This is a genomic window from Gemmatimonadota bacterium (assembly GCA_016719105.1).
In the GTDB taxonomy this organism is placed as follows: domain Bacteria; phylum Gemmatimonadota; class Gemmatimonadetes; order Gemmatimonadales; family Gemmatimonadaceae; genus SCN-70-22.
This window is the reverse complement of record JADKAQ010000046.1, coordinates 530,549-556,237: the sequence shown is the minus strand read 5'-3', so window position 1 is coordinate 556,237 and position 25,689 is coordinate 530,549. Positions and strand designations below refer to the sequence as shown.

24 protein-coding genes and 3 pseudogenes are annotated in these 25,689 nt (G+C 66.4%); 18 read left to right on the top strand and 9 right to left on the bottom strand.

Annotated elements, in window-relative coordinates:
• Window positions 1-50 precede the first annotated feature (50 nt).
• The 11 genes and pseudogenes from IPN47_26440 (at window position 51) to IPN47_26390 (ending at window position 10,309) form a co-directional block, all read left to right on the top strand.
• Window positions 51-1,289, top strand: a complete 1,239-nt coding sequence (locus tag IPN47_26440; protein MBK9411519.1) for a hypothetical protein — start codon at window positions 51-53, stop codon at window positions 1,287-1,289.
• 104 nt (window positions 1,290-1,393) lie between these two features.
• A pseudogene (locus tag IPN47_26435) lies at window positions 1,394-2,642 on the top strand (IS256 family transposase).
• A gap of 58 nt (window positions 2,643-2,700) precedes the next feature.
• Entirely contained in the window at window positions 2,701-3,519 is an 819-nt protein-coding gene (locus IPN47_26430; protein MBK9411518.1) for a formyl transferase, read from the top strand.
• Between the two features lie 198 nt (window positions 3,520-3,717).
• Complete coding sequence (locus tag IPN47_26425) at window positions 3,718-4,941, top strand: ATP-binding protein (protein MBK9411517.1); 1,224 nt, start codon at window positions 3,718-3,720, stop codon at window positions 4,939-4,941.
• Entirely contained in the window at window positions 4,938-6,017 is a 1,080-nt protein-coding gene (locus IPN47_26420) for an ERCC4 domain-containing protein (GenBank protein ID MBK9411516.1), read from the top strand. Before IPN47_26425 ends, IPN47_26420 begins: the two co-directional genes overlap by 4 nt.
• Before the next feature lie 41 nt (window positions 6,018-6,058).
• Window positions 6,059-6,247 (top strand): hypothetical protein, encoded by a 189-nt coding sequence (locus tag IPN47_26415; protein MBK9411515.1) that lies wholly within the window; start codon window positions 6,059-6,061, stop codon window positions 6,245-6,247.
• Window positions 6,248-7,351: 1,104 nt separating this feature from the next.
• Window positions 7,352-8,650, top strand: a pseudogene (gene dcm / locus IPN47_26410) (DNA (cytosine-5-)-methyltransferase).
• A gap of 1 nt (window position 8,651) precedes the next feature.
• Window positions 8,652-9,083: a DNA mismatch endonuclease Vsr gene (vsr, locus tag IPN47_26405; protein MBK9411514.1), complete on the top strand. Its 432-nt coding sequence runs from the start codon at window positions 8,652-8,654 to the stop codon at window positions 9,081-9,083.
• A complete protein-coding gene (locus IPN47_26400) occupies window positions 9,076-9,879 on the top strand; it encodes a hypothetical protein (protein MBK9411513.1) in 804 nt (267 codons plus the stop codon). Before vsr ends, IPN47_26400 begins: the two co-directional genes overlap by 8 nt.
• Complete coding sequence (locus tag IPN47_26395) at window positions 9,876-10,142, top strand: hypothetical protein (protein ID MBK9411512.1); 267 nt, start codon at window positions 9,876-9,878, stop codon at window positions 10,140-10,142. Before IPN47_26400 ends, IPN47_26395 begins: the two co-directional genes overlap by 4 nt.
• A 14-nt stretch (window positions 10,143-10,156) precedes the next feature.
• Complete coding sequence (locus tag IPN47_26390; GenBank protein ID MBK9411511.1) at window positions 10,157-10,309, top strand: hypothetical protein; 153 nt, start codon at window positions 10,157-10,159, stop codon at window positions 10,307-10,309.
• Between the two features lie 86 nt (window positions 10,310-10,395).
• Here IPN47_26390 and IPN47_26385 read toward each other — a convergent pair whose 3' ends face one another.
• The 4 genes and pseudogenes from IPN47_26385 to IPN47_26370 all read right to left on the bottom strand — a co-directional run bounded on the left by IPN47_26385 (window position 10,396) and on the right by IPN47_26370 (window position 15,093).
• Entirely contained in the window at window positions 10,396-11,118 is a 723-nt protein-coding gene (locus tag IPN47_26385; GenBank protein ID MBK9411510.1) for a hypothetical protein, read from the bottom strand.
• Window positions 11,115-11,870, bottom strand: coding sequence for a hypothetical protein (locus IPN47_26380; protein ID MBK9411509.1), 756 nt, complete (start codon window positions 11,868-11,870; stop codon window positions 11,115-11,117). The genes IPN47_26385 and IPN47_26380 overlap by 4 nt, the downstream gene beginning before the upstream one ends.
• Complete coding sequence (locus IPN47_26375; GenBank protein MBK9411508.1) at window positions 11,860-13,665, bottom strand: hypothetical protein; 1,806 nt, start codon at window positions 13,663-13,665, stop codon at window positions 11,860-11,862. The genes IPN47_26380 and IPN47_26375 overlap by 11 nt, the downstream gene beginning before the upstream one ends.
• Window positions 13,666-14,084: 419 nt before the next feature.
• A pseudogene (locus tag IPN47_26370) lies at window positions 14,085-15,093 on the bottom strand (oxidoreductase).
• A gap of 105 nt (window positions 15,094-15,198) precedes the next feature.
• Here IPN47_26370 and IPN47_26365 point away from each other — a divergent pair.
• Window positions 15,199-15,486, top strand: coding sequence for a type II toxin-antitoxin system Phd/YefM family antitoxin (locus IPN47_26365; GenBank protein ID MBK9411507.1), 288 nt, complete (start codon window positions 15,199-15,201; stop codon window positions 15,484-15,486).
• Entirely contained in the window at window positions 15,483-15,863 is a 381-nt protein-coding gene (locus IPN47_26360; protein ID MBK9411506.1) for a PIN domain-containing protein, read from the top strand. Before IPN47_26365 ends, IPN47_26360 begins: the two co-directional genes overlap by 4 nt.
• Before the next feature lie 45 nt (window positions 15,864-15,908).
• On the opposite strand, the gene IPN47_26355 is transcribed toward IPN47_26360, so the two are convergent.
• Complete coding sequence (locus IPN47_26355) at window positions 15,909-16,460, bottom strand: hypothetical protein (protein ID MBK9411505.1); 552 nt, start codon at window positions 16,458-16,460, stop codon at window positions 15,909-15,911.
• Between the two features lie 630 nt (window positions 16,461-17,090).
• On the opposite strand from IPN47_26355, the gene IPN47_26350 reads away from it, so the two are divergent.
• Window positions 17,091-17,804: a VOC family protein gene (locus IPN47_26350; protein MBK9411504.1), complete on the top strand. Its 714-nt coding sequence runs from the start codon at window positions 17,091-17,093 to the stop codon at window positions 17,802-17,804.
• Window positions 17,805-17,832: 28 nt separating this feature from the next.
• Here IPN47_26350 and IPN47_26345 read toward each other — a convergent pair whose 3' ends face one another.
• The gene (locus IPN47_26345) at window positions 17,833-18,204 is read right to left on the bottom strand and encodes a DUF423 domain-containing protein (protein ID MBK9411503.1); all 372 of its coding nucleotides are present in this window, start codon (window positions 18,202-18,204) and stop codon (window positions 17,833-17,835) included.
• 100 nt (window positions 18,205-18,304) lie between these two features.
• Between IPN47_26345 and IPN47_26340 the strand changes: the two genes are divergently transcribed.
• Both IPN47_26340 and IPN47_26335 read left to right on the top strand, forming a co-directional pair.
• Window positions 18,305-18,586, top strand: coding sequence for a hypothetical protein (locus IPN47_26340; protein ID MBK9411502.1), 282 nt, complete (start codon window positions 18,305-18,307; stop codon window positions 18,584-18,586).
• 44 nt (window positions 18,587-18,630) lie between these two features.
• On the top strand, window positions 18,631-18,981 hold the full coding sequence (locus IPN47_26335) for a hypothetical protein (protein ID MBK9411501.1): 351 nt from the start codon (window positions 18,631-18,633) through the stop codon (window positions 18,979-18,981).
• Between the two features lie 34 nt (window positions 18,982-19,015).
• On the opposite strand, the gene IPN47_26330 is transcribed toward IPN47_26335, so the two are convergent.
• The 3 genes from IPN47_26330 to IPN47_26320 form a co-directional block, all read right to left on the bottom strand.
• Window positions 19,016-19,624: a DinB family protein gene (locus IPN47_26330; protein ID MBK9411500.1), complete on the bottom strand. Its 609-nt coding sequence runs from the start codon at window positions 19,622-19,624 to the stop codon at window positions 19,016-19,018.
• 267 nt (window positions 19,625-19,891) lie between these two features.
• Window positions 19,892-20,191 (bottom strand): hypothetical protein, encoded by a 300-nt coding sequence (locus tag IPN47_26325; protein MBK9411499.1) that lies wholly within the window; start codon window positions 20,189-20,191, stop codon window positions 19,892-19,894.
• A gap of 237 nt (window positions 20,192-20,428) precedes the next feature.
• A complete protein-coding gene (locus IPN47_26320; protein MBK9411498.1) occupies window positions 20,429-20,875 on the bottom strand; it encodes a PEP-CTERM sorting domain-containing protein in 447 nt (148 codons plus the stop codon).
• 401 nt (window positions 20,876-21,276) lie between these two features.
• Here IPN47_26320 and IPN47_26315 point away from each other — a divergent pair, with 401 nt between their 5' ends.
• Both IPN47_26315 and IPN47_26310 read left to right on the top strand, forming a co-directional pair.
• Window positions 21,277-22,701 carry a hypothetical protein gene (locus IPN47_26315; protein MBK9411497.1) on the top strand — a complete coding sequence of 475 codons (1,425 nt, stop codon included), beginning with the start codon at window positions 21,277-21,279 and terminating at the stop codon, window positions 22,699-22,701.
• A gap of 639 nt (window positions 22,702-23,340) precedes the next feature.
• Window positions 23,341-25,665 (top strand): PAS domain S-box protein, encoded by a 2,325-nt coding sequence (locus IPN47_26310; GenBank protein ID MBK9411496.1) that lies wholly within the window; start codon window positions 23,341-23,343, stop codon window positions 25,663-25,665.
• Window positions 25,666-25,689 lie beyond the last annotated feature (24 nt).

The following is a 25,689-nucleotide window of genomic DNA, read 5'->3' as shown; positions in this document are numbered from 1 at the left end:
CTCGGCGTCGTAGGCCCGCATACACCGCTCCGCCCCAGCCTCGCGTCTATATGAAGAGCCTCCGCTCGCTCCCCGCCCTCCTGATCGCCGCCGCCGCCATCGCGGCCGCCGCGACCATCCTGGCCCTCTCGCCCCGCATCGTCCTGAGTCAGGAGGCCGACTCCTCCAGCGGTGGCCGCCCGCGCGAGACCGGGGACCGCGCCCTCAACATCGGCGCCAACAAGACCGGGATCAGCATTGGCGATTCGCGGGAGTGGACCGGGATCCGGCTCAACTTCCGCGACACCCGACTCCGCCGAGCGACCGGGATCAACGCGACTATTTGGGATCCCAAGCAGGGTGGGGCGGGGGACGTTACCGGCCTCGCCATCGGCCTCCCGCTCACCGGCGGGCGGGATGTGCACGGTATCCAGGTGGGCGGCGGCATCTCGGCCACCGGTGAACTCGTCGGGATCGGCGTCGGCCTCCTCGGGCTTGGCGCCGGCGACCGGATCGGCGGCATCATGGTTGGGGGGCTTGGCGCCGGGACCGGTGGTGACCTGCGGGGGATCATCATCGGCGGGCTCGGCGCCGGGGCTGGTGGGGAGGGGCGCGGCATCATCATCGGTGGCGCTGGGGCCGGAGTGGCGGGCGACATTCGCGGTGCCGTCATCGGCGGGCTCGGTGCCGGGGCGGGCGGCGACATCCGTGGGATCGGCATCGGTGGCCTGGGGATCGGTGCCGCCGGCAACGTGCGCGGCATCGCGGTCGGCGGCCTGGGCGTCGGGAGCGGCGGCGAGGTCGCCGGGCTCATGGTCGGCGGGCTGGGGGTAGCGGCTGGCGGCGGCGGAAAGGGGGTCCTGATCGGCGGGATCGGCGCGGGGCTTGGCGGCAACTTCTCGGGGATCGGGATTGGTGGGGTGGGGGTAGGCGGCGGTGGCGACCTGACCGGGATCTTCATCGGTGGCGCCGGCGTCGGCAGCGGCGGGACGCTCAAGTACTTGAGCATCGGTGGGTTAGGGGTGGGGGCGTCGCGCATCGAGGGGGTCTCGATTGGCGGGCTTGGGGTCGGGGGGGAGCAGCTGCACGGCCTGATGGTCGCGGGTGGGACCGTGCGGGTGATCGAGGGGGGGACGTTGCGGGGGGTTGGCGTCTCGTCGTTCAACTACATCCAGGGGACGCAGCGCGGGCTCACGATCGGGATCGTGAACTACGCGCGGAGCCTGCACGGGGTGCAGGTTGGGGTGGTGAACATCGTGCGGAACAATCCCAAGGGGCGGCGGTGGTTGCCGATCGTGAACTGGAACTGAGGCCGGGCGTCTAACGGGTGTGAGCGGCGGACCGCCGGCTCGCCGGTAGTGGGCCTGTCAGAATTTCTGTGTATGAGCCATAACCTAGGAAGCCGGAGGTGGTTATGGCACGACGGACGAAGCAGGCAGCGGACGACGGCCCGGTGCTCCCCGAGGGCCTGATCGACCAGTTGGCGCAGGCGGTGCAGACGCCGGCCGACTTTCAGGCGATCTATCGGCAGTTCCAGAAGGCGTTGACCGAGCGCGTGCTACAGGCCGAGCTCACGCAGCACCTCGGCTACCCGGAGGGCGCCGGGCGCGCGCCCGATGGCAACGCGCGCAACGGGACGACGCCCAAGACGATCACGACCGACACGGGGACGCTCGAGCTGGCGATCCCGCGCGACCGGCAGAGCAGCTTCCAGCCGCAGTTTGTCCCCAAGGGGGTGCGGCGCCTGCCGGGCTTCGACGAGACGGTGCTCGCGCTGTATGCGCGCGGGCTCACGGTGCGCGAGCTGCAAGCGTACCTCGAGGAGCGCTATCAGGTGCCGGTCTCGCCGGACCTGATCAGCACCGTGACCGCCGAGGTCCTCGAGGAGGTGCAGACGTGGCAGGGGCGCCCGCTGGAGCCCCGCTACATCGCGGTGGCGTTCGATGCGTTGCGCGTGAAGATCCGCGATGAGGGATTGGTCCAGAACAAGGCGGTCTACCTCGCGTTAGGCGTCCAGCCCGACGGGACGAAGGAGATCCTCGGCTTCTGGATCGCCCAGACCGAAGGGGCGGCCTTCTGGCACCGCGTCTTCAGCGAGCTGCAGAGCCGGGGCGTGGGCGACATCCTCATCGCGCTGATCGACGGGCTCACCGGGCTGCCAGAGGCCCTGCACGCCGTCTTTCCGCAGACGGTGATCCACCAGTGCGTCGTCCATCTCGTGCGCCAGAGCCTGCAGTACGTGAGTTACCAGGATCGGAAGGCGCTCGTGCCCGCTGCTGCGGGCGATCTATCAGGCGCCCAGCGAGACGAGCGCGCGGGCGGCGCTCACCCACCTGGCGAGCACGCCGCTCGGACAGCGCTATCCGCAGATCGCGCCGATCTGGGAGCGGCACTGGGCGCGCATCGCGCCGGCGCTCGCGTATCCGCTCGCGGTGCGCCGCGTGCTCTACACGACGAACGCCATCGAGAGCTTGAACAGTCAGTTGCGCAAGCCGCTCAAGGCGCGGGGGCACTTCCCGAACGACGACGCGGCGGCGAAGCTCCTGTACCTCGCGCTGCGGAACATTCAGAAGACCTGGCGCGCCAAACCCGCCCAGCAGTGGCGCGCCGCGCTGCCCCACTTGAAGCTCCTCTTCGGCGACCGCGTGCCGAACGAGCTCTGAGTCACCGGCTCATACACAGAAAAACGGACACGCCCCCGGTAGTCGCTACGTTGCAGCCATGCGCGTCCTCGCCTGCCTCAACGCCGACCTCTTCTCCTGCCTCGCCATCAACCGCCTCCTCCCGGCGCTGGCGGGGCACGACGTCTCCATCGCCCTCACCCAACGCGTCGGAAATCCCGGCGCCGACGCCGACGAACCACGCCAGCGCCGCGAGCTGCGCCAGGCCGAGCAGGGCATTCCGCTCGAGCAGATCTTTCCGCTCGTCGAGCGCGCCAACCTCCCGGACGACGGCAAGCGCCTCCTGACCTTCCGCGAGCTGACCACCCGACGCGGTATTCCCGTCACCGCGCTCCCCACTCCCAACAACGACGAGGGGCTCGCCTGGGTGCGCGCGCTGGCTCCGGACCTTGGCGTGTCGATCCGCTACGGCGCCATCTTCAAGTCCGCCTTTCTCGCCATGCCGCCGCTCGGCGTGCTGAATCTGCACTCGGGGATACTCCCGGCGTATCGCGGGGTGCTGGCGACCTTCAGGGCGCTGGCCAACGGCGATGAGACGATCGGATGCACCGTGCACTACATCGCCGACGGGAGCATCGATACCGGGCCCATCGTGACGACCACGCGCACGCCGGTCGATCGATCACGATCGCTCTTCTGGCACGTGGCGCAGGTGTACGGGCCGGGGGTCGCGGCATTGGGAGATGCGGCGCAGCGCGTGTTGCGCGGGGAGACGCTGCCGGTGTCGGAGCAGCCGGGGGGCGCGTACTACACGTATCCGACGCGCGAGGAGTGGGAGCGCTTTGCGGCGGAGGGGTGGGAGGCGGTGACGGTGCGGGATGCGGGGGAGGTGTGGGGGATGTTTGGGGGAGCGTCGTAGCAGGCCGTGTTGGTGCGCCGAGGGAGGTATCGGTTCCCGAGAGAAACGCAGCGGGCGCTGCACGGTCGCTTGCTGGTTCAGAAGGGTCTGGCATCGCCGTGGCCGCGGCGCCGACGGGGTCGGTGCACCCGCAGGGATCCTCCGTTGCAGTAGAAGCCAGTACCTTGCAAATTGAGCGACACACGCTCAATTTGCGATATGGCGAAACTGCTGGATCGACCGGCCGACGTCGTCCGCGTGAAGACCCTCCTGCGCGAGTTCCCGGTCGTCGGAGTGCTGGGTGCCAGGCAGGTGGGGAAGTCGACCCTCGCGCGGCAGCTTGTCGCTACGTGGAAAGGGCCATCCACCTGGTTCGATCTGGAGAGTGCGGCCGACGCCGCACGGCTCGCCGATCCGCTGCTCGCCCTGCGGGAGCTCAGGGGACTGGTCGTCATCGATGAAGTCCACCACGCGCCCAACCTGTTCAACACCGTCCGCGTCCTCGCGGATGACACCGCGGTCAAGCGTCGGTTCCTGCTGCTGGGGAGTGCGTCGCCCGAATTGCTGCGCCAGGGCGCCGAGTCGCTGGCCGGCCGCATCGCATATCACGAACTGACGGGGCTTCGGCTGCAGGACGTTGGGGTCGCGCGGCTCGGGCGCCGCTGGCTGCGGGGAGGGTTCCCGCGCGCATTCCTGGCCCGCACTGACGCCGCGAGTGCTGAATGGCGCGAGGCATTCATCCGCACGTTCCTGGAACGCGACATTCCCCAGTTCGGCCTGCGCGTCCCGGCCCCCGCGCTTCGTCGCTTCTGGTCGATGATCGCGCACTATCATGCGCAGACATGGAACGCGTCCGAACTCGCCCGGGCGTTCGGCGTCGCGCACACCACGGTGCAACGCTATCTCGATGTCCTCACCGAGACCTTCATGGTGCGCCAGCTGCCGCCATGGCACGAGAACCTGGCCAAGCGTCAGGTGCGCGCGCCCAAGGTCTACCTCCGGGATGCCGGCGTGCTCCACTCCCTGCTGGGCGTGACGTCGATCGCGCAGCTCGACTCACACCCGAAGGTCGGTGCCTCGTGGGAAGGGTTCGCGCTCGACGTCGTGCTCGATCAGTTGCAGGCGCGCCCAGGCGAGGCCTACTTCTGGGGGACACAAGCCGGCGCAGAGCTCGACCTGCTCGTCGTGCGCGGGGAGACGCGAGTGGGGGTCGAGTTCAAGCGGACCTCGTCGCCCAAGCTCACGCCGTCCATGCGCTCGGCCCTCGCCGACCTGCGGCTCGATCGGTTGTATGTCGTGCACGGAGGCACGGAGGTCTTCCCGCTCGCTGATCGGGTCGAGGCCGTTCCACTGACCCGTGTCCTCGAGGTCCTGCCGCCCGTCGGCGAGAGTGGACGTGCACGCCGGGCAACACGTCGACGGCATTCGGACCACGACGCATGACCACCCACTGGACCGTGCACCGCACCACCCACCCCCGCTTCCCCTTCCGCGTGGCGGTCGAACGAGACGGGCGCACCCTGCTCGCCGTGCGCGCAAGCGCCGCGTGGCCCGGACCGGGACAACAGGTCTTCTGCCTGCGTGAGGACGGCTCCGAGCCGGAGGAGCCGATGACGCTCGTCGAACGCGTCCCCGTCATCAGTTGCACGCAACTCGGCCGCAAGCTGGCCATTGTCCTCGACCGCCCGCTGCGCAAGCGCTGCGAGTTCCTCTTCATCGCCAAGCCGTATCGCGATCGCCCCGGCAGCTACGAACAGGTCTTCTTTCGCACCGAGGCGGGGATCCGCTCCCACCGCTCGCGCTCCCGCCTCGAGGTGAGAGGTGGCGACGCCGAGCTGCAACTGGTGATCGACAGCGGCGAGCGATATGCGTGGAAGTTTCCGGGAGCGGCCGTCACCACGCGCAAGTTGCCCGCTGGCGACTACGCCCTGCTCGATGGAGAGCGCATTGCCGCCGTGGTCGAGCGCAAGTCGTTCGACAACCTGCTGGGTGACCTCGGCGCCATCCAGGCGTTGCACCACGCGCTGGCGCACCTGGGGCAGTACGCGTGGAGTGCGCTGGTGGTGGAGGCGCAGTACGCGGACTTCATCGACGAGAAGCGCCTGGAGGGGCGCTGGCCGGCCCCGTTCGTGGCTCGCGCGCTGGCCGAGCTCACGGTGATGCATCCTCGACTGCCGATCGTGTTCGCCGGCAATCGCAAGTTGGCCAACCAGTGGACGCACCGCTTCTTTGTGGCGTGTGCGGCTCATCGCGCAGCACCGCCACCGTCCATCGTGCGTGAGACGCCACAGGGCGAGCTGTCGTTGGACGACGCCGGTTCGGTGGACGAGCGGGTGCGCGTGGCTGTCATGCGACCGGGGCGGGAGCGGTTTGCGCTGACCGAGATCGGCGCCGAAGTCGCGGGGGCGTCGATGGTCGCGGTGCGGCGGGTGGTGAAGGAGCTGGAGCGGGAGGGGAAGGTGCGGTGTCTTGGGCGGGGGCGTGGGGCGCGGTGGGAGGTGGCGGGGGGTGGCGAGTAGCCAAGAAGCCGGATCTGGACGGATGTACCGTCCACATCGGCTTGATTTGGACGGAAACGCCGTCCAAAGCCGTCCTCGACGAAGAGCGCGTGGTGGCTCGCCTCATCGCCGTCACCGACGCCGAGGTGGCGGAGCGCGATGGGGTGATTTCCGCGCTGCCGATGGCGGCCTTCCTCAGGGGGATCGTGCCAGGGGAGGAACTGTGGCCGGGGATGGTGGGCGGCGGATAGCGCCTCGGCGTTCGTTTGCCGCGACTTCCGCGTGCCGTACGGAAGGCGTTATCGGGCGAGATGGTCGGTGCCATCGCACACGCGCGAGCGATAGCGATCGCGCGACGGTCGTCGATCGAATCGCGAGGGCTCGTTCGCGCTGACGATTCGCGGGTCGAAGTGCCGCGTCGATCTTCTGTGAACGTTGGCGCGAATGCGTGTCGCGCGCGATCGACTGTCAACTGACGGGTTGACGTCAGTGTCGTGCGTGAGCGCGGGTGAGTCTCGCGCGAGGATGTAGATGTGCCGTGTGCGCGTGCGTCGGGCTCGCGCGAGGATGTGTTCGCGCTGCGTTGTCGTCGATGTGGCTCGACGAATGATGACCAGTTGGCGCGCCGTCGCCTGTTGAACGTGAGAGAGGAGCGGTGCGCGACGCTCGTTCACCGGTGTGGCGTGGCAGACCCTCAGTTCGGGGTGATAGAGGGCCGGTACGCGACGCTCGTTCGTCGGTCACGTGTGACGGGCCATCAGAACGCCGCGAACACGCGTCGATTGGGCGCGACGGATGATCAGTACAAAGTGACCCAAAGCCTGTAGGTCGTGACAAAGGATCGGTTCGCCGCGCGCTCACGTTGGTTGGGCGTTGCAGACGATCAGAACGTGGCGAGCGATCGTCGGTCTGGTGCGGCCGGTCATCGATATGAGGCGCGCGTTCTTCGGTGGAGCGCGACCGATGATCAGCGCACGGGGTGCGCGCCTCGATACGGCGTTTCGGATGATCAGAACAAGGCGAGCGATCATCGGTTAGGTGCGGTCGCTCATCGGGACACGGCGCTTTGGCGTCGGTTGGGTGAGGAGGAAGATCAGTACTCGGCGAGTGATTGTCGGTTGGGCCGTAGGTTGGATCGGAACACGGTGATGGGGCGTCGGTTTGGGGTTGCGATGGCTGCGACATTGGCGAGACATCGCGGGCGTCGCGTCGTGGGTCAGAGTCGCGGGATCGCTAGATGGCGCAACTGGGCGTGCGTGCCAGGCGTCGAGTCCTGTTGATCGCTTGAGCACTGCGCGGCGGAGAGATGAGCAGACGTCGGGTGGCTCTTGCCCCACGGGACAACTCGGTGTCAGATTGTCACCGTGCCTTCCGCCCGAAGAAAACCCGCTAAGCCGTCGGTCGCCATCGAGCTGCACGACCTGCGCATCCGCAACGGCCTTTCCCAGTCACAGCTGGCGAAGGTCGCGGACTGTTCGCTCGCGACCGTGAAACGCTGGGAGAGCGGCAAGCACGAACCCAGCGCGCTCGAACTCGCGGAGCTGCGGCGCCGACTCGAACCGAAGGTGAGTGTGGTGCGCGAATCGCCACCCTCGTTTCGGTTCATTGATCTCTTCGCTGGTATCGGCGGCCTTCGGCTCGGATTCGAGTCGATCGGCGGACAATGCGTCTTCACGTCCGAGTGGGATGAGCACTCGCAGCGCACATATCGCGCGAACTTCGGTGATCATCACATCGCCGGCGACATCACGAAGGTCGCCTCCGGAGGACATTCCGGAGCACGACGTCCTTCTCGCCGGCTTTCCGTGTCAGCCGTTCAGCATCGCCGGCGTTTCGAAGAAGAACTCACTCGGTCGCAAGCACGGCTTCGAGTGCGAGACGCAGGGGACGCTCTTCTTCGAGGTCGAACGAATCCTCGAGCATCATCGCCCGAAGGCGTTTCTCCTCGAGAACGTGAAGAACCTGCAGGGACATGACGGTGGTCGCACGTTCGCAGTTATTGTCCGGACGCTGAAGGAAAAGCTCGGCTATCGCGTCTGGCCCAAGGTGATCAACGCACGCGCGTTTGTCCCGCAGCACCGCGAACGAATCTTCCTGGTTGGATTCCGAGAGGACACTGACTTCAGTTGGGAGGACGTGGCCATCCCGGCGCAGGAGCACTGGCCCGTGCTTCGGGACATCCTACACTCCAAGGATGAGGCAGGGGTGGCGGACGACCGTTTCATCGACGCGAAGGGACGCCCGCACGCCAAGTACGTCCTCACCGATCATCTGTGGAAGTACTTGCAGGACTACGCGGACAAGCATCGCGCGAAGGGTAACGGCTTCGGCTTCGGGCTCGTGGGACCGAACGACATCGCCCGAACACTGTCGGCACGATACTACAAGGACGGTTCCGAGATCCTCGTGAAGCGGGAAGCGGCAATCCGCGTCGCCTAACGCCGCGCGAGTGCTCGCGACTCATGGGCTTCGACCGCGGCGACCGACGCTGGGAGATCCCCGTCTCGGATACGCAGGCCTATCGCCAGTTCGGCAACTCGGTCGTGGTTCCCTTGGTGGAGGCGATCGCGGCCGCGATGCGCCCGCATCTTGAGGGTGAGGCCTATCGCCCACGTCGCCGGCAGCTCTCGCTGGAGTTCGAAGCCGCGGACTGACGTGGCCGATATCGTCGACCGCGCAACGCGCAGCCGGATGATGGCCGGCATCGGTGGCAAGGATACGGCGCCGGAACTCACCGTCCGGCGCTTCCTGCATCGAGAGGGGTTTCGTTTTCGGCTGCATCGACGCGATCTGCCTGGGCGTCCGGACGTCGTACTGGCTCGCTATCGAGTCGCAGTCCTCGTGCATGGCTGCTTCTGGCATCGACATTCGTCGTGTCGATATGCCACGACTCCCTCGAGCAACCGCGAATTCTGGCACGCGAAGTTTGCCCAGAACGTCGCCAGGGATCGCCGCAACCTGCGCGAGCTGCGCCGACTCGGCTGGACGCCGATAGTTGTCTGGGAATGCAGTCTCTCCCCCTCCCGCCTCGCTGCGCTCAAGCGCAAAATTCAGCAAGCGCGACCGGGGAGCGGGAAGGGTGGCTGAGGAGAACGAACTCGCGGAGGGGTTCGAACAGGTGTCCGGGTCGGACTGGCTTTGGTACGTGAAGTACCTGTCGGCCAACGACACCTACGCGAAGGCCAACGTGCACCAGGGCGGTCCGTACGTCGCCAAGGAGGTGCTGCGTGTGGTCTTCCCGCACCTCTGCCATCGTGCGGAGCGAGAAGAGAACCCCGATCTCTTCTTCGACGCGATCGTCGATTCGCACGGCGACTACACGACGAATCTTCGCCTCGTCTGGTACAACTCCAAGCGCCTGGGCCAACCTAACGGGCGCGATGAAGCGCGGCTGACGCGCTGGGGAGCAACAGACGCTCCAGTCGTGTCCTCCGAATCCACAGGCTCGCTGGTCGTCTTCGCGTACCACCGCATCGGTGCGGGCGATGCCGATGGACTGCGCGTTTGGATATCGCGGAATCTCGAGGAACATGATCGTATCGTCGATCGCGTCGGGCCAATAGAGCCAGGCGTAGGCCTGGTGCTGACCTCAACGGGCGTCCTGCTGTCAGACGTCTTGATCGCAGCTGATCGCCCGTGTGCGTTGACGGCAGCGACGATGCCGGAATCGTGGAAAGCACGAATACCCACAGGGGACGAAATTATCGCGCGCGTCATCGAGAGCCTACCAAGCTCGCGCGCGCTTGCGGCCGACGATCGACTGATGCGCCGACGGCAGTGCGAATACGAGATGTTCCGATCGGTCGAGGCACACCACGTGCTTCCGCGATTGCAGCACCCTTTCGACTCAGTCGAAGCCTTCCTGAGTATGCGCACACGGTGACGAATCGGCGAAAGAGCCGGTCCGGACGGTCACTCGAGTTGCAACTGGCGGGGATCTTCCGGGAGGAGGGTCTCTCGTTCTCTCACGGCGCGCACACCGAGGGGAGTCGGAAGCCGGATTTCATCTTTCCGTCGATCGAGAGCTACTGGGATGGGAATCGGCGGGACGATCAGCTGCGCATGCTTGCCGCGAAGACGACGGTGAAGGACCGCTGGCGGCAGATTCTGAATGAGGCGCGACGGGTGGAGATGAAGCACTGCTGACGCTGCAGGAGGGGGTGTCGGAGGAGCAGTTTCGCGAGATGACGGAGGAGGGGGTGGTGCTGGTCGTTCCCAAGTCACTCCACAAGAGCTATCCCACGACTGTTCGCGAACGCGTGCTTTCGCTTGAACGTTTCATTCTGGAAACGCGACGTCAATGCAAGTCGTGATGACGATCGTAGGGCATCCAGTGCCACCTGGTACCTGCACTCGGTGACGTGAACTTGGCGATCCGGGCTTCCGCGGCGCGACCCTCTCATGCGCCAGTGAATCGCGCAAACTCGCGTGTCGGAAGCAGCTTAATCATCGCGTCGTCTGTCATCTCGATGAAGTCCCAAGTCAGATCCAGTTGCAGCAAGAGCGCCGCAAGTCGCCGTGCGCTCCCGGCCCCTTTCGAGGCTGCGCCGCGCTTGAGCCCCTTCGTGGACGCGTCCCAATAAAGTCGGCGTGTCAAACGAAGGAGCGCGGCGCTAGTGATTACCTCCTGCCGCGAAGCGATCTGCTCGTAGAGCTCTCCCGGGACGCTTGGCTTACCTGCAAGTATCGCCTGAGTGACGTGAAGTTCGTCCCAGTGTGCGCGCATTACGCGACAAGGACCCGCCAAGAGATGGCGATAATATCGACGCCAGTTGTCCGGCTCTAGAATGTACAACGCCTGGTCTCCGATCTTTCGAGATCCGTTGGCCTTTTGCGGTGCAAGCGTATCGAGGAATAGCAGCGCGAGCCAAGTCCACATACCGACACTGTCCGCTCGCGGTGAGTTGAGAACCGGCGCTAGCACGGTGTTCATGCGTAGCGCCATTTCGAATCTCGATTCGAACGAATGTGCGAGCCCTTTCAACGACACGGGCAACTCGGACGAAAGTTCGTCGTCTTCGAGAAGCTGGTAGGGTGTCGGTAGAGATTCCCCTGTGCGCAACAGCTCCAGAAAGGAGTGCGCCTCCTGAATACCCTCCGCATTGAACTCGCGAAGATTCACGATTCGCCTCCCCCAAACACATCTGCGTGGTACCGTTGTGCTAGTCCGTGGCGTCTGCAGAAGGCGCGCACGGCAGATGTAATCCAATCGTCGACTTCTTGCTCGTCGTCTCCGTCAGGTGGGTTCATTCCAGTTAACACTCGTGCTTGGCGCACTACCGCATTTTGCCACGAAGAAGAAGTCTCGTCGAGAAGCTCGTCGAGATCTTCAAGCATGGCTCGCTTGAGGAGTGATCGAAGGAGCTGCGGAAGTACTAGCCAGCGGAAATGAGGTGAGGCGAGCAAGGACTGGTAGGGGCCGTAGCTCTTTTCGATAACAAGCACGGGGTGATCGTCCTCGAATGCGAGTTTCCAGGCCTCGCCGGAGAGGTTGTCTGACCTGACACGAAGCAGAGAGGGTCGTTCACCGCCGTCCGGGTCTACTGGCTTTATCTTATCCGCTTCCGCCAGCAGCTTTCCGTTGGCAGGGTCGATGATCTTGACGCGAAACAGCAGCGACTCGACATCAGGAAAACCATCGAGACGCGTCGAGTCTCGCGGACTAGGGCTGGCCGCCGTGCCAAAGGAGTAGCGTCGCAGGCTTGTCTGCCGGTACGCCTCCACAACGACGGCCGAGTTGCCAGGAAACTCGTAGTTGCCGAGCCTTAGTTGCACGTCGAACGAGACCTCTTCGGCGCGACGAGAGAGTGCAATGCTCGTGTCGGCGTGAAGCAGACGCTTGCGCTGCGTATAGTTGAAATGCCTAACGCTCATCGCGACCCTCCGGCAGCGTCACGCGCACGAACACATCTCGATTGCTGTCAAACCCGGTGATGCGCAATCGAAAGTCGTCCGATATGACTTCGGCAAGCACCTCGTTCTCATTGGCAACTTTGATCCTAAGACCTTCGAAGCTCAGGTCCATGGTCCCAGACGAGAAATCGAAATCAAACGGTTCGTAGCGTTTGAGCGGATCTCCGCGACGGACGTCATATGCGGCTCTGATCCGTATGAGTGAGGGACGCTGCGCACCTGGGTCGCCCGCCGTTACCTCGAATCCTCCGTCCACCTGACGCAAGCCATGTCGTCGTGGCTTCTTCTCGAGTTGCGGTGGCGCGTCTGTATCCACTCCTGGTTTCTGGCGCTTCTTCTTGTCGCCGCCTTTTGCCCGAGCGTCACTGTCGGCTCGCACATCAGGAAAGAATGCGCCGAGCGCGAAGTGATCTTCCTCCAAGGCATCCTTGAAGATTGTGCTGAACAGGTTGTGCGGGGCCTCACGAACAAACGTGAGGAATGCCTTAGGGTACTTATACTTTTCCCGGAAGCCTCGTGTGTGGTGGCGCCATTCCGTATGGGCGGGATTCTCAGCGTCTCCCAGGAGCGTGGCAAGCGGACCATCATCGATCGTAACGAGGCTCACGTAGCCAGGCACTCGTGTGCCCCTCGCACCCGTTACCGTTATGTCTTCACGAACGAAGACCGGGCTCGTACTCGAAGCCTCTTGGCCGGCCTCGATCATGTGCACTCTCATGCGCGATCTGCCGGCGGCGCCCTGCTTCGGGTGGACCGTAATCGGAACTTCGAAGGCGACAGGATCACCACCTTCGAGTTTCGCGCGGGACGATGCGATCACGTCGTCGGCGAGCGCCTTGTCGGCCCACTTGGGAGCGTTCGATTGATCTGGGGATGTCACCTGTACGACGTCTCTTGCGTCGATCCGCGAAGCAAAGATGCCCAGCTTCAGAAGATCTGCGATGGATTCGTCGATCCATTTCTGGGAAGACTTGAGAAGCGTATCTCGATCAATCTTGTGGCTCTTCGCGCCGTCTTCGACCGTAACGACGAGTCGCCCACGAAGGACAGGCAGCATGTACTCGGCGGCGATTGCCTTGGTGAGCGCGTCGAGCGTGAAGGAGTCTTCGTCGTCGAGCCACGGGACCACGACGGACAAGCCGGGTTGGGTGGTTCGCTTGACTGCAAAAGCCTGCCGAAAGTCCCTATGCACTTGAGTGTCAGTGCACGGCGCGACAAAGTCGGGGTCGTTGTGAAGGAGCTTCTTAACGCCGAACATGGCGTCAGGGACGTACTCGTGAGCGCCGACCTCATGATGGCGAAGAATCATCCGCCCCATGAGCAGGGGTTGGCCGGTAGTGATTGGAACGGTGAGCCCAAAGAAGCAGCTTCCCCTGCTGGATCTCGGAAAGACCAGTTTGCCAACACCCCACCGGCCCCGATCATCCCCCTGCTTCTCGGAGTAGGCTTCGGCGCGAAAGAACGAATAGAAGGCATTTGGCTTGCCCGCCTTCGGCGTCCATTCATCCGGGTCGCCCTCCAGACCCGTCGTGGAGAAGTCCTCGATGGTTAGGAAGCTGCATCGATCTCTTGGCGATGGCGGAGATTGAAGTCCGCTTCGCTTCGAGCCCAAGTGAGGCCAAACCCCATCGAAGAATCGAGCCGCTGTCGACGGAAGGGCGGCGCCCCCGTTGACGCCGATAAACACACGAATGGCAACCGGATCGTCTCGGTTCTTCAAACGAGCATCGAGCGAATTCTGAATCGACTCGCGCACGAGAGCTCGAGCTGCATCCTCAACCGACTCGTCCGCGAAGAATTCGGACGAAATGGGATCTCTGGCGGTGTCACTCGGTCGCTTTCGGCGAAAGTGCCAGACTGCCGCACACATCGAATCGCCTCCCAACTCGGTGGAAACGGTGGCGTCGGTTACCAAAGGCCGGTGCTGCTCAGACAGGTAGAGCGTGGCAACCCCTACCATACGACCAAGGTCTGACACTGAACACCAGGGTTACCCCTAGGGTCTGGTTGGTCGGACGAACTGAGGGCATTTGAGAAGAGACCAGATACAACCGCGATTCGAGGGCAGCGTCGCACATGGCGAACTGCCCTCGCAGACTCGGTCCACTAACCTCGGTTTTCGCCAGCGTCACACTGTTCAGGACTAAACGGTCGGCTTCCGCTCGCTTCCGATCCTCAGTTCCGAAGAGCGGCTTCCACCCACCGCATCACCTCCACCCCCTCCTCTCCACGCACCGGATTCCCCCGCTTCCACGAATCGCCCCCGCACCCCCTCATAGAACCGCCGATAGTCCCCCGCGACCACATCTACTTCTCGCCGAGCGAACCCATCCCCCTCCGCCACAGTCAGCACCCCCGGCCGCCGATCGACGCCCCACGCTTCCCCGCCTACCGCGCCACCGCCCCGCAACACCTCCTCCTGCGGATCGGTCCCCAGTTTGATGTAGCTCCCCCGCGTCCCATGCACCGCGAACCTGAGATCGTTCGCCGCCGCGAGCATCGACGCATGCAACACCACCCGGAGCCGCTGATAGCGCAGCACCACATGGAAATAGTCGTCCACCTGCGCCCCCTCGCGCTGGATCGCCAGGTCGGCCATCACATCAATCGGCGGACCAAAGAGCTGCAGCGCCTGATCCACCAGGTGCGGCCCCAGATCGTACCAGAGACCGGCCCCCGCCCCCGCACGCTCGCGCCACCGGTCACGCACCACGGGGCGATACCGATCGATCCGCGACTCGAAGTACGTCACCTCGCCTAACGCCCCCTCGGCGATCAGCTTGCGCACCGTCAGGAAGTCGCTGTCCCACCGGCGATTGTGGAACACCGACACCACACGCCCCGCACGCTCGGCGTGCGCCACGACGCTCTCGGCCTCCTCAACAGTCACGGTGAACGGCTTGTCCACCACGACATGCTTGCCGGCACCCAGCGCCGCATGCGCCTGCTCGGCGTGCACGGCGTTAGGCGAGGCCAGCACGACGAGGTCTGTCTCGGGGTCGGCCAGGGCGGCGTCGAACTCTCGGTGTACTCTCACGCTCGGCCAGTGCTCCCGGACGAGCGCCTCCTGGCTCGACACGATGGTGTGCAACCGTAACCCTTCCACCGAGGCGATGAGCGGGGCATGGAACACTCGGCCGGCGAAGCCGTAGCCGACCAGCGCGACGTTGAGCGGAACGGGCATCACCGGGTGTCACCGCTTGAGAAGTGGAGGCGTCACGATTGCGCGGAGCTCCGTGCGCCGCGCGCCGACAATTGACTGACTAGTCTGACCAGAATATACTCCAGCATGCGTGATGAATACTCCCTGTACGACGCCAAGGCGAAACTCTCGGCGCTGATCCGGCAGGTGCGTGAGGGACGCACCATCGTCATTACGGTGCATGGTCAACCCGCGGCGGAGTTGCGCCCGATCGAGACACTCCCCCAACAACAGACGCTCGAACAGCGCCTCGCGGAGATGGAAGCGCGCGGCGAAGTCACGCCCGCGGTCCGGAAGCCTGGGACCGCAGTCGGGCTTCGCGCGGTGGCGCGTCGCCCGGGGGCACTGAAGCGATTCATCAAGGAACGCGAGTGAAGGCGGCAATCGTCGACAGCTCGTGCGTCGTCGCGATATCGCTGGGCGAACGAGCGGCCACGCCCCTGCTGAAGCGCCTCTCGGGGTTCGATCGGTTGTACGCGTCGACGCTCCTCGAGGCCGAAGTGCGAAGCGCGTTGCTGCGCGAAGGCATTTCACACGAGGAGGTCGATCTGGCCGACCTGCAGTGGATCCTCCCAGCGCGTCCGCTGAGCGAGGAGATCCAGCGCGTGCTGGACGCGGGCTATACACGCAGCGCCGACTGCTGGCACCTCGCCTGCGCACTCTACCTCGCCAACGACCCCACCGAGATCACCTTCCTCACGCTCGACGCGCAGCAGCGCAAGGTCGCGCAGCAACTGGGCTTCGGCACCTGACGCCCACGGCGCTCGTGAGCGACGGCCGCAGACGCTGATGCCCGCCTAACGTCGTCGCGCGCCCCGACGAGCGCCGAGCATCAGGACGAGCGCGTCCAGCACCTCGCCCCACCACGTGCGCAGCAGCTCGGCCTTCTCCCGGGTCGCGATCCCCTCGTGTTGCACGGCAATGACGCCGCGCCCGCGCCCCTTGCTCTCCAAACGCACCTCGAGCGACGTCCCATCCTTGGTGAGCGTGAAACGCACCACCTTCCCCACGGGCTCCGACCGCAACGCCACCCTCACGCCAGGGAGCCACTTGGCGCGCTCTCGTGGCTCGCGCACCAGGCGATACAACATCCCCACTCCGGCCTCCACGGTGCGCGACCTGTTCACCACGAAACGACCATCGCGCCGTTGCCCGGTCTCCCGTAATCCGCGCACCCGCTCGTAGCCGACGGCGATGGTCTGTGCCCACCACGACGGCTGCTTGTACGTCTCGTGCACATACCGCGCGATCACGCGATGCGGCCACGCGCGGGCGTTCACGTGGTCGAGCGAGTGCACCCACTTCTCCCAGCCACACCCCGACTTCACCTTGAGGGCCTCGTCACTCATCCCGGCAAGGCGTGCGTACTCCGAGGGCCTCGGCGTCTGCACATCAGTGGCGGACGATGGAGCGTTCGGCGCGGACGTGTATGCAGCTGGCGGCGCGTCGACGAGCGCCGTCGAGCGGGTTGCGGGGGCGGGGCGTGTCGACGTCTTGAGGAGCGCGGCCCGGGCCGCGGTGTACGATTCGCCCGTGCGGGCGGCGCGAGCGCGAACGACGCGCTTCAAATCAGCGATGCCGAGTCATCGGATGTGTCCCATAGAAAGCGCCATGCACAAACTCCCCCAGCGAGCCTGCGGTGGCGATGCTATGGACTCCGGACTCCCTCCGAGGGTCTCCCCCTTTGCCTCCCGCTAGGGATCCCGGCTGGGGCGGGACCATGGAGGTTGGGCGTGGATGGTCGCCCGTCCCACAACTCTGGGATGCAAGGGTGCGGCGCGCAAGAGTCGGGGACGAGTCGTGTTGACGAACGGCGGCCCGACGGTAAGATCAGCCGCGCGCCGAGACGCCCCCACCGGTACGACGGCGTTAGGGCCGAGCGCCGTGACGGCCATCAGGCGGAACCACCAAAGGGAGACACGACGATGGGCACGGGAATGCCAGCGGTTCCACCAGGCACGGGCGAACACCCGGTCCTCATGATCGTCCTCTCCGCCAACGACTTGGCCGCCTCGTCGGCCTTCTACAGCACGGTCTTTGGCTGGCAACTCCACAAGCTGTCGCCGGAACTCGCGACGGCGGCGCTCACCTCGGGACCGGTCGTCACGCTCCGCGCCAACAACCCCGAAGGCTTTCAGGGGATGGTCCCCTTCATCGGCACTCGAAATGTCGCCGCAACCATGGACGCCGTGGTGCACGCCGGAGGGGGCGTCGAACGCGCACCGTGGTCGGTCCCGATGATGGGAACACTCGCACGCGTCACCGATCCGGCCGGGACGATCTACGGGCTCGCGGACGCCCTTCCGCCAGGCGCAATTCCGCGCATCCCGATCCCCTTCGGCGATGCACCCAAGCCGCCTGACGGGACCGTCTGCTCGCTCGAGATGCACGCCGGCGACCTCGACGTCGCCGCTCGCTTCTTCGGCGAGCAGTTCGGCTGGGGGACGCAGGCAATGATGCCGCAGTTCCTCACCTTCGACCCTGGCGCCGGCGTCGCCGGCGTATTCCAGTCGCACACACCCGCCCTGCGCGGCGTCGCCTACGTCTACTCCTCCAACGTCTCGGCCGCGCTCGCCGCGATCGATGCCGCCGGCGGCAAGCGACTGGGCGACCCGATGGCGATGCCGGGGAGGGCGACCTTCGGCTACTTCACCGACCCTTCGGGGACGACGATGGGGCTCATCGGTGGTTAGGTACCGCGCCGCCTAACGCCGCTCATCGTCAGCGCTCGCGCATCACCGCCACCGCCAGCGTCACCCAGCCGGCGATGAAGCACACACCACCCAGCGGCGTGATGGCGCCGAGCGCGCGCACGCCGGTGAGCGCCATCGCGTAGAGCGACCCGGAGAAGAGCACCGTCCCCGCCACGAACAGCCAGCCGCTCGCGGTGCTCAACGCCCCAGGCCAGCGGCTGGCCACCCACGCCACGCCCACCATCGCGAGCGCGTGATACATCTGGTACTGCGCCCCGGTCTGGAACACCTCGAGCAGGCGCGGTTCGAGGCGCGCACGAAGCGCGTGCGCGCCAAAGGCCCCGGCGCCAACGCTGACGGCCCCGGACAAGGCCGCGATGATGAGGAAGAGTCGGTCCATGCGGGGAAGGTAGCGCGGTGACGCGATTCACGGTGGGCGGTAGGCGCGCCGATCGCGGCCTCGGCTTGATGTCGACAAGCAAGCTTGCTAGCTTGCTAGCATGAAAGCGACCATCGATTTCGACGAAGCGCTCTATCGCCGCCTCAAGGTGGAAGCCGCCCGTCGCGGGCGAACGGTCCGCGAGCTGGTCGCCGAGGGGGTGCGCTACATCCTCGACGCGCCGGAAAGCGTGAGCGCTCGCGCATCCGCCGGAACCCAGCAGGAGTGGAAGCCCGGCTGGTTCGGTGCGCTCGCCAAATACGGCAACACCGTCGAGGACCATTCCATGGAGGCCGTACGCGCCAGCGTCGCGCGCGGTCGTGCCCGCGAGCGAAAGACGTGAGCGCTGGACTCGACACCTCCGTCACCCTGCGATTACTCACGGGTGTGTCCACTGAGCAGGCGACCGCCGCCCGAGAGTTCGTGGCGGCGTCTCCTTCGCCAGTCGTCATCTCCGACCTGGTGATCGCCGAGACGTACTTCGCGCTTCGGCATCACTACGAGGTGCCGCACGCCGATGCGGTGCGCACCTTGCTCGCGCTCGTCAGTGATTCACACTTTCGAACGACCGGTGTCGCACGCGCGGTTCTCGCCGATGCATCCACGCGAAGCGTCGCGAAGTCGCAGCCGGGATTCATCGATCGGCTCATCCACGCCGACTACGATCGCGACACGTTGCGAGTCGTGACGTTCGATCGCGCTCTCGGAAAACTCGAAGGAGCGCAGGTGCTCGCGTAGGTGACGCGCCTGCGCTCCTCGCGAAGACGTCCGCCTACCGCCGGCTCGACGGCGGCACCATCCCCTTCATGCGCATGTAGGTGATGATGTTCCCGTAGTGCTCCCCGTCATGCACGGCGTTGAGCGCCAGCGCCCCCGCCCGCGTTGACGGCGCGCCGAACAGCTCCACCGACATACCCGCCTGCGATGCCGGAATCGCGTACGCCTTCTCGCAATATGCGTTCGATTCCCTGAGCGCCTTCACCAGCGCCGCCTTGGTCTTCGCCGCCTTCTCCACGGCATCCTCGGCGGGCTGCTTGTCGCCGAGTGCGGCCGCGCAGATCATGTTCTGCGAACCGGCCACGTGGCCGATCAACTCGCCGAAGCTGCGCACGGTCGGCACCGGCCGATACGCGTAGTCGGCCTCGGACAACTCCTCGGCCGAAGCGGTGACGAAGCCGATCACCTGCTTCCAGTTGCCGTGAATGGCCGCGAGGCTGGGATCGGCCGGTTTGGACGCGCCTTGCGCCGAGAGCGGCGCGGTTGCGCACGCGATCGAGGCGGCAAGCGCGACGGAGCCTGCGAGGATATGGAGGGGGTGACGCATGAGCACTGTCCCATCGAGAGGAACCGCTATCCTCGCTCGCCGCTTGTCATTCGGCAAGACTACGTTCGGTCCCCGCGACTACCCATGACCGGATGCGACTTCGACAACGGTCCACGCGGCGGTACATGACTCGCCACAACACACCATGACTAAATCGTGCGACTCCCGCCAGATCGACCTTAACACGGAGAGCACGGAGGAGAGCGCGGCGCGGGCGCGCCAGTGACCGAGCCGCCCGCAGGTCTCGTCCGTCCCCTCCGTGCCCCGCGCCCCCGTCAGAAGCGCCCGGGCAACCACGAATGAACGCCTAACGCCAATCGACGGTCACGGCAGGTAGGCCCTCACGAAACGCCAGCGCTCTCCGCGCATGGCGAAAACGAAACTCCCGACGCGGAGTTCGCCCGCGACGACGTCGCGTGTGACCTCGCTCGCGCTCCTGGCCGCGACCATGGCCAACATCGTCGACTCTCTCCCGATTCCAGGGTCTGTGGTCAGCAGCGAGTCGAGAATGGTCACCACGCCGGCCGAATCGCGGGGAATCCACGGGTCGGAGTCCATCTCGCCGCGGGTTGCGAAGGCGCGATCGGTGAGGGCGAGGATGGCGGCGGTGTCGCGTGCGGACACTGCCGCACGAAAGTGCGTCCAGAAGGTGGCGAGGGATGTGTCGGCGGCCGTTGCGACTGACGGAGGTGCGCTGTCAGGCGTTGAGTCGGCGTGTGCGGCTCTGTCCGCGCTGCGCCCCGACTTCGGCTCGCCGGCGCGGCAGGCGCTCGCCGCGATGACGCAGGTCACCACGAGCCGTGACGCCGTTGATGCGCAGCGCGATGGTGTCAGTCGCCTCATGGACTTCGCGCCCCTGCCTTACGCCGCATCACGTATACGCCGCCGGCGCCGGAGCGCACCGCCGCCGATGGCGAGCAGCCCGGTCGCGAGCAAGGCCATGGAGGCGGGTTCCGGTGTCGAGATGGAGTGGAAGAGAATGCGACGTCGGTGGTACTCGCCCCCTTCGCCCCACCAATCCAGGGAACCGCCAATCGTCATCCGCTTCATGTATTTGGAGCACCTCGCGGGAATCCAGTAGCTGTCGTCTGCCCCGCTGCAGTCCGGCACCTTGGGGGTCGTCCACGACCACATGTCGTAGTAGGTCAGCCGGTCCGTTGGCATGACCGAAAAGAAGATCGTATAGGGGGCGGGGTACCCGGGCGTCCCGCCCAGAACCTGCGCGGTGGCGACGAAGTCGCAGAAGAGCGTGTTCGAATGCACGCGCGCGCATCCGCGGTACCACGTGATCGTCTTGGGTTCCACCATGTCGACGAACCATGGGTTCTGAGACGGAAACTGCCGCTGCGCTTCGCTCGCACCCAGCGGAAGCGCGAGTAGCGCGATCGTCGCGAGTGCACTGCTCAGTAAACGCCTCATGCTTCCACCCCTCCGTTCCCCAGTGTCGAAGACACGCGAGCGCCCGTAGCGCGTTCTACGAGCATATGGCGAGTGCCTCAAGCACGAAAGTCTACAATGGCCCGCTGACAGAGCGCGGGGGGCGCACAGAGCGTAGGCGCAACGCCGTCACCGCGCCCCCATCGCCGGTCGCCCGCCCATCGCTTCGTCCCCTCCCCCCATCGACGCACCCCCGACCTCACACCACTCATCGCCCCGCGAAACTCGATCGCCGCCGCCGCGGTACAGCGTGCACCTCTCACCCGCCACGCATGCGCTGCATCGCCCCGCTTCTCGCGCTGACGTCCATCGCCTCCTCCGTCGCCGCGCAGCCCCGCCCCAACGCCCCACGCGCCGTCGCCCTCATCGAACGCGCCGTCACTCGCATGGGGGGCGAGCCGGCGCTCCGAGCCATCACGTCGCTGCGTCAGGATGTGATGACGAGCTGGCAACGCACCGCCTTCGGGGACCACCCGTATGCCGACGCCCCGTCGTACGAACGCCACGTCGACCTGCGCGACTACACCACCAACGCGTGGCGCAACACGCGCACCTTCCTCCCCGGCAGCGGCTCCAGCGTCGACATCGTGCGCGATACCGTCGGCGGGCGCACCGCGACCGGGCCCAACAACCAGCAGCAGATCCAGCCACTCAACATCGCCTACGTCGACGAGCGCCGGGAGCTCTTCGCCTTCGCCCCCGAACGCATGCTGCTCCTGGCGCGCGACGCCGGCGGGCTGCGCACCCTCGCCGACACGACCATCGACGGTGTCATCCACGCCCGCATCGCCACCACGGTCGACGGCTTCCCCGCCATCTGGTTCATGCGCTCCACCGATGGACTGCCGGCCATGGTCCGTTTCGTCGCCGACGAAACCAATGACTTCGGCCTCGCCCCCTGGGGCGAGCAGGAAGTGGAGATCTGGTACTCCGCCTGGGGGCGCGTTGCGCCGGGGATCCTGTACCCTCGGCAGCGCGACGTGCGACGCGTGGGGCGCCCCTACAAGCGCATGACATCGCTCGCCATCACGATCAATGCACCGGCGCCGGCCGACTCGTTCGCCATCGCCGATTCGGTCGTGCAGCGATTCCTCTTGAGCGAGCGTCGCCCCATGTGGGCGGTGCCGCTCGACTCGACGAAGATCGAAAGCGATGCCTTCGCGTCGTTCTCTCCCTGGATCGGGGCCGCCGGCGCGCTGAAGGTGGGCGGGAAGTGGGTCCTCATCGAGACGGGGCAGGCGGCGGGGGCCGCGCGGAACGCCGCCGAGTGGCTCGCCCGAAGAACCGGGGCCCCGGTGGCCGCGGGGATCGCGGCGCGCACCTCGACAGGGAACGGCGGCGCCCGCTGGTTTGTCGACGAGCGACTCCCGCTCTACACCGCCCGCGGGGCCACGCGCATGCTGCGGCAGATCGTCGGCACCGCGCGCTGGTCCAGGGCCACACCGGTGACGACGAGTCGCTGGGTGAGGATCGGGAGCGACTCGTTATGGCTCGAACCCATCGACCTCCCCGATACCCCCGGGGCGCTCGCGGTCTACTCACCCGCCCATCGCTGGCTGTATTCGCCGGTGTACGGCGCACTCCCCTATCAGGTCGAGCACGACGCGCTGATCGCGCGACTCCGTGCGCGCGGACTCGCGGTGGAGTGGGCAGGGGGGGCGCGCGGCTTTCGGACGCCGGTGCCGCCGCCTCGGTAGTGGCCGTACCACTGCGACGCTCCCTGACCCCCCCAGGGGCGTCCCGGCGCTCGGCGAGTTGACGAGTCGGGGCGAAGACGCCGGGAAACTACAAAAGCGGTGTATCGCATAACGGGATTTCCGCACCTGCCACCCCGTCACCTGCAACATGCGCGGCCACTGGTTCGAGGCGGAGCTGTTGCTGAGGTGTTACCACGACGTGTGCCCCATCGTCCCCTCCCGCTTGCACCTAACGGGCGTCAGGTGCACGCGACACGTCCCCACCCGTTCGAGTAGGACCGAGATGCAAACTCGGCGATGCGCCCCCCCCTGTGAAAGCGCTTCCTGAGCGGCCGTTAATCCGGTGGCGGAGTGCATCATTGACACCTAACGCGTAATTCCGACTATTTGTGTTCCGCACGAGGTTGCTCGGATTCGCCGACAACCGGTGCGCAGCTTCTCCGACGGACAGGACGCACCCGGGTCGCACGGCGCCTCCGAGTTCGTTTCCCTCACAAGTCGCGAGTCTGGCGATATGCACGCACGTGGCACGCCGACATCGAACGACGCCTTGAGCGATGCGCCGCACGGGCGCGTCGCGCGCCGTGCGCGCGCCCGGCGTCGCGCGCCGGCCCCGAGGGGAGGGCTTCGTCGATGAGCGTGGCGACGGCCAACGGCAGCGGGTCGCACAACGGGACGTCGGGGCGGGGCGCCACCAGCGCGGAGCACGACCGCATCCTCTCCGCCGTGGCGCAGACCTCCGACGACGCGATGTTCACCACGTCGCCCGACGGTCGCGTCACCTCATGGTCGGGGCCGGCCGAACGCCTCTTCGGGCATAGCGCCGAGTCGATCATCGGCCTCGACGTCGCCGACCTGATCGTGGAGCCGCAGCGGGCGCAGCTGACGGAACTCCTCCTCCGCGTCCGCCACGGCGAGTCGCTGCGCAATGCCTCGCTCACCGGCGTTCGGCGCGACGCACGCACGGTCGACGTCGCACTCACGCTCTCCCCCATCGCCCTCGGCCCTCAGCTCGTCCCCGGGGTGGCGGTCATCGCCCGCGACATCACGGAGCGCAACCGCATCGCCGCGGCACTGACCATCTCGGAGCAGCACCTCCGCATCCTGGTGAACTCGCTCCCCCAGATGGTCTGGTCGAGCACGGCCGATGGGCAGTGGGACTTTTCCTCAGGGCGCTGGGAGGAGTTCACGGGACTCGCCGCCTTCACCCGCACGGGCGACCAGTGGCTCGAGCAGGTGCACGTCGACGATCGCCCGCTCGCGGCCCACACGTGGGCCGAGGCGCTGCGCATGGGGGCCGACTTCCGCACGCAGCTTCGCCTGCGTCGGGCCGACGGCGACTGGCGTCGTTTCGACTTCCACGGGGTCGCGGAGCGCACGGCGGCGGGCGAGGTCCTGCGCTGGTTCGGCACGGCGACGGATGTCGAGGACGAATGGCGGACCGAGGCGCTGCTGCGCGAGAGCGAGGAGCGGCTGCACACCGTGCTCGAGAACCTGACCGAAGGGGTCGTGGTCGTCGATGTGCATGGGCACCTCCTGCACTGGAACCGTGCGGGGCTGATCATGCACGGCTTCCTCTCCCCAACCGAAGTGCAGCGCCCGATCAGCGAACTGCCGTCGGTCTTCGAACTCCTGACCCTCGACGGGGTGCCGCTCGCGCTGGAGGAGTGGCCGCTGCTTCGCCTGATGCGCGGCGAGGAATTGCGTGACGTCTGTCTCCGGTACCGCCGGCTCGACCGCCGGTGGGAGCGCATCTTTTCCTATGGCGGGACGACGGTGCTCGGGCCGGGGGGGACGCCGATGGCGATCCTGACGGTCACCGATGTGACCGAGCGTCGTCGCGCCGAGGAACGGTTCCGTCTCGTGGTCGAGTCGAGCCCGATGGGGATGGTGGTCTCCGACCGCGACGGGCGGGTGAGCCTGGTGAACAGCGAAGCGGAGCGGCTCTTCGGCTGGAACCGCGAAGACCTGCTGGGGCAATCGGTGGATGTCCTCCTCCCGGATGAGCTGCGCGCGCAGCACGGTGGGATGCGACGCAGCTACGCCGACACGCCGGAGCGTCGTCCCATGGGGGGAGGGCGCGACCTGTTGGCTCGCCGCCGGAACGGGACGACGTGCCCGGTCGAGATCGGGCTCACGCCGATCCAGATGCACGACGAGCCCTCGGTGCTCGCCGTCATCACCGACACCTCGGAGCGCCGCCGGGCGCAACAGGACCTCGAACGGCACCAGCGTGAACTGGAGCGCTCCAACAAGGAGCTCGCGCAGTTCGCGTACGTCGCGTCGCACGACCTGCAGGAGCCGCTGCGCATGGTGGCGTCGTTTACCGAGCTCTTTGCGCAGCGATACGCCGGGCAGGTGGATGAGCGTGGGGCGCGCTACATCCACCACATCGTCGACGGCGCCCGCCGGATGCAACAGCTGGTGCGCGACCTCCTGAGCTTTGCGCACGTGGGGTCGCAGGGGCGCCCGCTGGCCCGCGTCGAGATGCAGCGCGTCCTCACGGCCGTCCTGCACGACCTGGCCCCGGCCATCACGAGTGCGGGGGCGACGGTGAAGGGGGAGCGGCTCCCCGAGGTGTGGGCCGACGCGGGACAGTTGCACCAGCTCCTGATGAACCTCGTCGGCAACGCCATCAAGTTCCGGCGCGCGGATCCCCCCGAGGTGCACATCCGGGCCGTGCCCGACGGCGTGCACTGGCGGCTGACGGTGAGCGACAACGGCATCGGGATCGCCCGCGAGTACCTGGAGCGCATCTTCGGCATGTTCCAGCGCCTGCATACCCGCGACGACTACGCCGGGAGCGGCATCGGGCTCGCGATCGCCCGCAAGATCGTGGAACGGCACGGGGGACGGATCTGGGTCGAGTCGGTGGTGGGGGAGGGAACGACGGTGCACTGCACGCTCCTGTCGTCGGCGCATCCCCTGCCAGAAGGGCTGGTCCCTTCGACGCAAGTTCGTTAGGCCGCCGGGTGCAGACCGCACGCA

Excerpts from the sequence above, each read along its gene's own strand:
- IPN47_26440 (MBK9411519.1), top strand. The coding sequence starts at position 51 with ATGAAGAGCCTCCGCTCGCTCCCCGCCCTCCTGATCGCCGCCGCCGCC.
- IPN47_26430 (MBK9411518.1), top strand. The coding sequence starts at position 2,701 with ATGCGCGTCCTCGCCTGCCTCAACGCCGACCTCTTCTCCTGCCTCGCC.
- IPN47_26425 (MBK9411517.1), top strand. The coding sequence starts at position 3,718 with ATGGCGAAACTGCTGGATCGACCGGCCGACGTCGTCCGCGTGAAGACC.
- IPN47_26420 (MBK9411516.1), top strand. The coding sequence starts at position 4,938 with ATGACCACCCACTGGACCGTGCACCGCACCACCCACCCCCGCTTCCCC.
- IPN47_26380 (MBK9411509.1), bottom strand. The coding sequence starts at position 11,870 with ATGAGCGTTAGGCATTTCAACTATACGCAGCGCAAGCGTCTGCTTCAC.
- IPN47_26365 (MBK9411507.1), top strand. The coding sequence starts at position 15,199 with ATGCGTGATGAATACTCCCTGTACGACGCCAAGGCGAAACTCTCGGCG.
- IPN47_26355 (MBK9411505.1), bottom strand. The coding sequence starts at position 16,460 with ATGAGTGACGAGGCCCTCAAGGTGAAGTCGGGGTGTGGCTGGGAGAAG.
- IPN47_26350 (MBK9411504.1), top strand. The coding sequence starts at position 17,091 with ATGATCGTCCTCTCCGCCAACGACTTGGCCGCCTCGTCGGCCTTCTAC.
- IPN47_26345 (MBK9411503.1), bottom strand. The coding sequence starts at position 18,204 with ATGGACCGACTCTTCCTCATCATCGCGGCCTTGTCCGGGGCCGTCAGC.
- IPN47_26340 (MBK9411502.1), top strand. The coding sequence starts at position 18,305 with ATGAAAGCGACCATCGATTTCGACGAAGCGCTCTATCGCCGCCTCAAG.
- IPN47_26320 (MBK9411498.1), bottom strand. The coding sequence starts at position 20,875 with ATGGTGGAACCCAAGACGATCACGTGGTACCGCGGATGCGCGCGCGTG.
- IPN47_26315 (MBK9411497.1), top strand. The coding sequence starts at position 21,277 with ATGCGCTGCATCGCCCCGCTTCTCGCGCTGACGTCCATCGCCTCCTCC.